Here is a 7929-nt window from a genome sequence, read left to right on the forward strand (position 1 = left end):
CGTGGGGGAACCTCCGCGCCTTTCTCTTGTGGAGGGGGTTCGGGCGTCCGCGTGGCATGATCGGGGGGAGCGTCCGACGAACCTCGCCGCCCCTCACTCGGAAGGTGGAACCATGAAGCGCCTGTCTTTCTCTGGTCTGGCTTTCTCTGGTCTGGCGTTCCCCGCCCTGCTATCTCTCAGTGTGCTGCTGCTCGGCTCCTGCGCCCCCTTTCGTGCGGGGCAGGACACGACCGGACCGGCCACGCCGTTCACCCGCTACGTCGCGCTGGGCGACAGCATCACCGCCGGGTTCCAGTCGGGCGGACTGACGGCGGCATCACAGCGTGCGGCGTATCCCACGCTGCTGGGCGAGCGGGGCGGGCTGGACGTGCCCATGCCGGAGGTGAACGACCCCGGCTGCCCGCCCCCGGTCGGCGTGGCGGGAACGAAGAACTGCACGCTCCGTCAGCCGGGCGTCGTGTCCCCGGTGGTGGCCGTGCCCGGCGCGAAGGTGGGCGACGTGCTCTCCAGCACCGACACCGCCGTCACCGACCCCGACCCGCAACTGTACGACGCGGCGCTCTACCGGGCCATCCTCGGGCCGGGCACCACCCAACTGGAGGCGGCGCTGGCCCGCCGTCCCCTCTTCGCCACCGTCTGGATCGGCAACAACGACGTGCTGCTGCCCACCCTGCGGGGACGACCAGATCAGGCCACGCCGCTCGACCGCTTCCGCACCGACTACGCCGCGATGGTGGACCGACTGCGGGCGGGGGGCGTCCGCTACCTCGTGCTGATGACGGTGCCGGACGTGACGCGGGTGCCCGCCCTGATTCCGGCGCGGCTGCTGCGGCTGCGGGGATTGGTGGACGCCAGTTGTCAGGGGCAGGAGGTGTATTTCGGAACCGTCGTCATCGGGCGGGCGACCCAGGCCTCTCCCCTCTCCTGCTCGGCCCCCGAGGCGCTGACCGCCGCCGAGTACGCGGGGTCCCAGCGCATCGTGGAGGGGTACAACGCCGCCATCCGCGAGATCGCCGCCGCCCGGAACGTGCCCGTCTTCGACGTGACCCCCGTGCTCGACGCGCTGCCGGGACGGCCCCTGCTTCCTTCTGCCGCACAGCCATTCGGGCCGTCGTTCAGCCTCGATGGGGTTCATCCGAGTACCCTTTCTCACCGCCGTTTTGCACAGGAACTTGCGGTGTTCATGAACGCGCAGTTCGGGACGCGGTTGAACACGCGGCCTTGAGTTGGGGCAGGGATGACAACCTCTCCTGCTGAGCTGAAGAAGGTGGAGACTATCCGACTACTCCTTGACGTAGGAGGGGTGTTCCGGCGTTGTCTCTTTTCCCGCCTACCTCCCCGTCAAAAACCGCGCCGTTTCCCGGTACAGCATCTCGGTCGTCTCCAAACTCTCGAAGGTGTGGGTGCCGCCGGGGATGGCGATGGCGTCGCAGCCGAGGGCCTGGGCGTAACGGACGCCGAACTCGGGCGGGCAGGTCTGGTCGGCGTCCCCGTGGAAGACGCGGGCCACGCCGCCCCAGCGTGCGGCGGCCTCCAGCGGGCGCAGACGCGGCATCTCCAGCAGGAACTCCCGGCCCAGCGGCCAGCCGTTGTAATCGAGGATGACGGGCGGCGCGTACCCGCCGCGCAGGAAGGGCAGCCACAGCTCCGGCAGGGCGGGTGCCCACAGGGCGAGGCGGTGGGGCCGCACCCGCTCGGCGGCGAGGGCCGCGACGAGACCGCCCATCGAGAAGCCCAGCAGCATCACGCGCTCTGAGTCCATCTGGGGCAGGCCGCGCACGTAGGCGAAGGCGGCCTCCACGTCCTCCACCTCGCGGGCGACGGTCATCTCGGAGAAGTCGCCCTCCGACTCGCCGCTCCCCCGGAAGTCGAAGCGCAAGGAGGCCACGCCGCGCGGGGCGAGAGAGCGCGAGAGCAGCGGCAGCAGGCGGTGGTCGCCGCCCCGGTTGCCCGTGAAGCCGTGCAGGACGACGACCGAGGACCAGCCGGAGGAGGGCCGCTCGCCGTCCGGGACGTGCAGCATCCCGTAGAGGCGCTGGCCGGACACGGAGAACTGGGCGAACTGTTCCATGCGGGAGATGATGGCAGACGGGAGGCGGCAGAAGGCGAGCGCGTGAGAGCCGGGGCACCGAACGCCTAATCCCCGCTCAACCCGCCCCCTCCGGCCCATGCCTACACTGCCCGCAGGGAGGAAGACATGACCGAGCCGCAACACATCGACGACCCGAAGGAAGCCGCCCGCATCCTCGCCGAGAAGATTGAGGGCGTGCGCTTCGCTACCTTCACGACCATCTCGCAAGGCGGCACCCTCCACGGGCGACCAATGGCGACCCAGGAGGCCGAGTTCGACGGCGACCTGTGGTTTTTCACCTACGCCGACAGCCACAAGGTCGCGGATGTGGAGGCTAACCCGCAAGTCAACCTGGGCTACAACAACCCCGACAAGAACCTGTGGGTCAACGTGACGGGCACTGCCGAGCGGGTGGACGACCGTGCGAAGATGCAGGAACTGTGGAAGCCGCCGCTCAAAGCGTTTTTCCCCGACGGCGTGGACGACCCCAACCTCACCCTGCTCAAGGTTACGCCGCATCAGGCCGAATACTGGGACGGCCCGGCCAGCGGCATCGGCAAGGTCGTCGCCTTCGCGCGGACGCTGGCGAGCGGGGGGAAGACGCCGCCCGGCAAGGACGTGAAGCTGGACCTGGAGGGAAACGTCTAGGAGTCGAGAGGTCGAGAGGTCGAGCGTGGGGACTCCCGACTCCTCGACTCCTCGACCGGCGGCACCGCCGCCCCTACGGCGTCAGCCGGTGCCGATCACGCGGGAACGCCCGCGCGTACCGCACGTTGGCGATGCCGAGGAGCTTGGCCGTCAGCCGCTCGGCCCCGATGGCGAAGCCGCCGTGGGGGGGCATCCCGTACTGGAAGACCTCGGTGTAGCCCGCCAGCGACTCGGGGTTCAGCTTGTACGCGGCGATGGACTCCATCAGCATCGCGTGGTCGTGGATGCGCTGGCCGCCGGAGGTAATCTCGATGCCCCGGAAGAGCAGGTCGAAGCCGCGCGTCAGCTCGCCCTCGTCGGGGTGGGCGTAGAAGGGCCGGGCGGCGCGGGGGTACTTGGTGACGAACACGAAGTCGGTGCCCTCCGTCTCCGCGTAGTGCTGCGAGAGCAGGCGCTCGGCCTCCGGGTCGAGGTCCTTGCCGCCGACCGCGTGGCCGTACTTCTCCGCCACGAGTTGCCGGGCGTCCAGCAGCGTGATGCGGGGAATGCGGGCGGGCACGTCGGGGATGGTCGAGCCGAGCAACTTGAACTCGTCCCCGGCACGCTCCCTCAACCGCGTCGTGATCGCCGCGAGGAGACGGGTCTCTAAGTCCATCACGTCCTCCTCGGACTCGATGAAGCCCATTTCCACGTCGAGGCTGAGGTACTCGTTGAGGTGGCGACTCGTCGCGTGTTCCTCGGCGCGGTAGACGGGCGCGACCTCGAAGACGCGCTCGAAGACGCCCACCATGATCTGCTTGTAGAGTTGCGGACTCTGGGCGAGGTAGGCCGGTCGCCCGAAGTAGTCGATGGGAAAGAGGTTCGCCCCGCCCTCCGCCCCCGCCGACACGATCTTGGGCGTGCTGATCTCGGTGAAGCCCTCGGTCATGAGGTGGTCGCGGAAGCCCGCCACGAGTTCGGCCTGCACCTTCAGGGCCGCGCGCTCCTTCAGCCCCCGCACCGTGACCACCCGGTAGTCGAGCATGGTCTCGGGGTTGACGTTCCACTCCATCTTGGGAATCTCGACGGGCGGCGGCTGAGTGGCGGCGGTCAGGACCCGCAGGCTCTCCACCGCCACCTCGAAGCCGCCGGGGGCTTTCGCGTGCGCCTTGACCCGCCCGACCACCTCGATGCTGCTCTCGGGCAGGGGGAGGGTGAGGCCGCTGCCGACGCATTGGGCGAGGCCGCTACGGTCGCGCAGGACCAGAAATTGCACGCCCCCGAGGTCGCGGCGGGCGTGCAGGAAGCCTTGCAGTCTCACGGTCCGCCCCTCGTGTTGGGGCAGCTCGCGGGTGAGGGTGCGCTGGAGGTGGGACAGGGGTTCGGTGGTCATGGCGGGTGGGGTCTCCTGTGGGGGCGGTGCCGATAAGAAAACCCCCGACTCCTCAGAGGAAGGGTCGGGGGCGCGGTATGCGGCGCGGGCGTCCCCTAGCGGGGATCGTCATTCAGGTTGTGGGCGAGCGCCGCCGTCATGCCGGGGAGTGTAGCGGGCACCGTCTGTCCCGGTCAACGCGGGCGGCTAGGCAGGGGTGGGGGGGCGGCCAGCGGCCAGCTTCCAGCCGCCAGCCCCGAGCCTCAGCCCGCGCCCACGCTGCGGACCGTGTAGCGGACCTGGCGGTCGCCGACCTCCACCTCCACGTGCTCGCCGACGCGCCGCCCGAGCAGCGCCCTCCCCACCGGGCTGTCCTCGCTGACCTGGGTAATGCCCTCCGTCAGGGCCGTCACCTCCACGGCGCTCACGAGCTGCACCGTCATCTCCCGCCCACGCTCCTCGTCGGCGAGCACGACCACGGAGCCGAGGCGGGCCTGCCCGTCGCCCTCGCCCTCGGGCGGCACCTCGACGACCACGGCGCGGGCGAGCACGTCCTCCAGCTCGAAGATGCGGGCCTCCATGCTCGCGAGGTCGATCTGGGCCGTCTCCAGGTTGCGGTCCTCGATGTCGTTGGAGTCGTCGCGCAGGGAGGCGAGGGTAGCGATGGCGTCGTCGTGGCGCTCACGTTCCTTCTGCAACGTCTCTTCCAGGCGGCGATAGCCCTCCGCCGTCATGGGAATCTGGTCTGCCATATAGGTTCCTCCTGTGGCTGGTGTCTGCCCTCTCGTCGTCCTGGCCGGTTCATCTGACCCGCCGGGGCGCGGCTCTGGGGAAGAAATTGCCCAAGACCGCTTCACGAAGGGGCGGCGGGGGGAGGTCAACGGTGGGCCAACGTCCGCCCCCGAACTCCTCATCGGCGAGGGGGCACACGCCGCTCTAATTCCTGGGAGGAGAATCTATGACCGACCCCACCGACCGCGACATGACGGCCCAGGAGTCCACGCTGGGCGACAACATCGACCAGGAGACGCTGGAGGAGGACGTGACGGCGACCGCCGAGGACATCGAGCGCGACAGCCGCGAGCCGAGCGACGCGGAGCTGCGGCCCGTCGGCGGCGAGAGCATCACGGGTGCGGCGACGATGGACTACTCGCTGCCGGGCGACGGCAACCCGGCCAATCAGGACGACCAGTCGAACGCCGACCTCATCATGGGGAACGTCCCTGACGAGGAGGAGTCCGATCTCCCGGTGTCCGGCCAGGTGTCGGGCGTGGACTACGGCGACACCGGCACCGACGCGCTGGCGGGCGCGGGCGCGCTTCAGGACGAGGGCATCGACCCGAGCCTGCGCGTGGAAATGCTCGACAACGCGATGTCCTTCGGCGACGACTTCGTGCCGAACAACGTGAACGACGACCCCGGCTTCGACGACGGCGTGCCGGGCAGCTTCTCCGACTTCAGCGTGACCACGCCGGGCGAGTCGGGCAGCGCCCCCCGCCTCGCCGACCCCAGCCAGGACGCGGGCGGCGAGGTCAAGGGTGCCCGCGTGGCCGGTTCGGGCGGCATCGACGGCGGCCCGCCCCGCACGACGCCGCTGCCGGGCACGGAGCAGGACGAGTAACCGCCCTCCTCACACGAGCGCAGGGGCGACCGGGCGTCGTCCCTGTTTTCGTTGGCCCATGATCAAGCTGGTGCGGGACAGACACCTCTTGCTTACCAACCGTCCAGACGGTACGTTAACGACATGGTTCGAGTCCGCAATTCCGAGGCGACCCGCGCGGCCCTCCTCTCCGCCGCCGCGACGGTGTTGCAGGCGCAGGGGGCGGGCCTGTCGCTCGATGCCGTGGCGCGTGAGGCGGGAGTCAGCAAGGGTGGGCTGCTGCACCACTTTCCCTCACGCGAGGCGCTGCTGGACGCGCTGGCGCTGGACCTGCTCGCCCGCTTCGAGCGGCGGGTGGAGGCGCTGCGGGAGCGTGAGGTCGCGGAACACGGGGAGCGGCCCGGCGCGTGGCTGCGGGCGTATATCGCGGCGAGTTTCGACAGCGACCCCGAGGAGGACGCGCTGTACGAGGCGCTGAAGTCGCTGCCCGCGATCTGGGATCAGCTCGGCGTGATGGGCGAGGCCCACGCCCGGCTCTCCGCCCGTGCCGAGGCCGACGGCGTGCCCGCCGCCCGCGCCCACGCTGTCCGGCTGGCGTGCGACGGGCTGTGGCTGGGCGGCTTCTCCCTGGGTCAGCGGGGGGCCGTCCGCGAGGAGTTGATGACATGGACACGGGTGTAGCCCCCTCCGTCTCCCCCACCCACCCCGACCCCGGTCCCGGCTGGCAGACTCGCTTCTGGGCAATTTTCGGCGGACAGACGCTCTCGCTGATCGGGTCGGCGCTGACCCAGTTCGTGCTGCTGTGGTGGATCACCGACACGACGGGCAGCGCCTCGGCCCTGGCGACGGCGGGCATGGCGGCGCTGCTGCCCCAGGCCCTGCTGGGACCGCTGGGCGGCACCTTCGCCGACCGCTACTCCCGCCGCCTGCTCATGATCGCGGCGGACACGGTGAGCGCCCTGTGTATGCTCGTGCTGATCTGGCTGTTCGCCTCCGGGCGGGTGGAGCTGTGGCACGTCTACACGATGATGTTCGTCCGCAGCGCGATGCAGGCGTTCCAGGGTCCGGCGGCGCAGGCGAGCACGGCCATGCTCGTGCCGAAGGACTTCCTGCCGCGTGCCGCTGGCTTGAATCAGGCGATGATGGGCGTCATGACGGTGGCCGCCGCGCCGCTCGGGGCGCTCGCCATCAGCGTGATGCCGCTGTGGGCGGCGCTGGGGATCGACGTGGCGACGGCGCTACTGGGCATTGTACCGCTGCTGCTCTTCCGTATTCCCCAACTCCGGCTCGCCGCCGGGGAGCGGCGGGGCGTGTGGCGGGAGTTTCGCGAGGGCGTGTCGCTCGTGTGGCGTCACCCCGGCCTGCGGCGGCTGTACGGGTTGCTCGGCGCGGTCGTGCTGGCGATCATGCCAACCTTCACGCTGACGCCGCTGCTCGTCAAGGAACACTTCGGGGGCGGGGCCGCGCAGGTCGCGTTGATGGAGGGGCTGTCGGGCCTGGGCATGATCGCGGGCGGGCTGCTCGTAGCGGCCCTCGTCCCCCGGCGTCCCATCGTGGCGGTGCTGCTCGCCTTCGCGCTCTCCTGCCTCGCCATCTCGCTGACGGCACTCGCCCCGCGCGAGGCGTTCTGGCTCGCCGTCGTGTGGTGGGTGGTCAGCGGCATGACCTTCATCTACGGCAACGCGCCGCTGACGGCCACCCTCCAGACGGTGATCCCCAACCAGCTCCAGGGCCGCGCCCTCTCGCTGCTGAATATGGTGATGGGCCTCGCGGGGCCGATTGGGCTGGCGTTGACCGGGCCGCTGGGGTCGGCCATCGGCGTGCGCTGGGTCTTCGTGGTGGCGGGCGTGCTGGGCACCGTGGCGAGCCTCGCCGGGCTGCTCTCGCCCACGCTGCTGCGGCTGGAGCGGGCGACCCCGGTTAGCGTTGACCCCGTGTCCGACGACGTTCTAGAAATGCAACGCTAAGTAGCGTCTGCATATCGTAAATATACAAGGGAGAGCCGTTACCTAGACGCTTCTGAAGAGACCTCTAAAGCGTTTGACAGAAAAACAGTGTCCTGCTGAGCGCGAGCGCAGCGAAGCATCCTCCACCTCGTGACGGAAGGCCCTTCGCTGCGCCCAGGGTGACACCCTGACCGCCTGACAGAAAGTATGAGAAAGCGTCCCCGGTAGGGGACACTTTCTGTTTGTGACAACTGAAAATGCCGCCGGGGACGCTCCTCGACTCTACCAGGCTGTCCTGGCTCAGCTCCAGACT

At 69.7% G+C, this 7929-nt stretch carries 8 protein-coding genes; 5 read left to right on the plus strand and 3 right to left on the minus strand.

Features of this window, described 5'->3' with window-relative positions; translation table 11 throughout:
- Positions 1-112 precede the first annotated feature (112 nt).
- A complete protein-coding gene (locus V3W47_RS16435) occupies positions 113-1225 on the plus strand; it encodes a GDSL-type esterase/lipase family protein (protein ID WP_331826309.1) in 1113 nt (370 codons plus the stop codon).
- A gap of 105 nt (positions 1226-1330) precedes the next feature.
- Here the strand turns inward: V3W47_RS16435 and V3W47_RS16440 are convergent, their stop codons facing one another.
- Positions 1331-2071, minus strand: a complete 741-nt coding sequence (locus tag V3W47_RS16440; RefSeq protein ID WP_331826310.1) for an alpha/beta hydrolase — start codon at positions 2069-2071, stop codon at positions 1331-1333.
- 126 nt (positions 2072-2197) lie between these two features.
- On the opposite strand from V3W47_RS16440, the gene V3W47_RS16445 reads away from it, so the two are divergent.
- Positions 2198-2719 carry a pyridoxamine 5'-phosphate oxidase family protein gene (locus tag V3W47_RS16445; RefSeq protein ID WP_331826311.1) on the plus strand — a complete coding sequence of 174 codons (522 nt, stop codon included), beginning with the start codon at positions 2198-2200 and terminating at the stop codon, positions 2717-2719.
- 73 nt (positions 2720-2792) lie between these two features.
- Here the strand turns inward: V3W47_RS16445 and aspS are convergent, their stop codons facing one another.
- Complete coding sequence (gene aspS / locus V3W47_RS16450; protein WP_331826312.1) at positions 2793-4091, minus strand: aspartate--tRNA(Asn) ligase; 1299 nt, start codon at positions 4089-4091, stop codon at positions 2793-2795.
- A 242-nt stretch (positions 4092-4333) separates the two neighbouring features.
- Entirely contained in the window at positions 4334-4822 is a 489-nt protein-coding gene (locus tag V3W47_RS16455; RefSeq protein WP_331826313.1) for a GreA/GreB family elongation factor, read from the minus strand.
- A gap of 206 nt (positions 4823-5028) precedes the next feature.
- Between V3W47_RS16455 and V3W47_RS16460 the strand changes: the two genes are divergently transcribed.
- The 3 genes from V3W47_RS16460 to V3W47_RS16470 all read left to right on the plus strand — a co-directional run bounded on the left by V3W47_RS16460 (position 5029) and on the right by V3W47_RS16470 (position 7637).
- Positions 5029-5691 (plus strand): hypothetical protein, encoded by a 663-nt coding sequence (locus V3W47_RS16460; protein ID WP_331826314.1) that lies wholly within the window; start codon positions 5029-5031, stop codon positions 5689-5691.
- Positions 5692-5814: 123 nt separating this feature from the next.
- The gene (locus tag V3W47_RS16465) at positions 5815-6351 is read left to right on the plus strand and encodes a TetR/AcrR family transcriptional regulator (protein ID WP_331826315.1); all 537 of its coding nucleotides are present in this window, start codon (positions 5815-5817) and stop codon (positions 6349-6351) included.
- Positions 6336-7637, plus strand: a complete 1302-nt coding sequence (locus tag V3W47_RS16470) for an MFS transporter (RefSeq protein WP_331826316.1) — start codon at positions 6336-6338, stop codon at positions 7635-7637. Before V3W47_RS16465 ends, V3W47_RS16470 begins: the two co-directional genes overlap by 16 nt.
- Positions 7638-7929 lie beyond the last annotated feature (292 nt).

Origin of the sequence: Deinococcus sp. YIM 134068 (assembly GCF_036543075.1) — a bacterium.
Lineage (GTDB): Bacteria > Deinococcota > Deinococci > Deinococcales > Deinococcaceae > Deinococcus > Deinococcus lichenicola.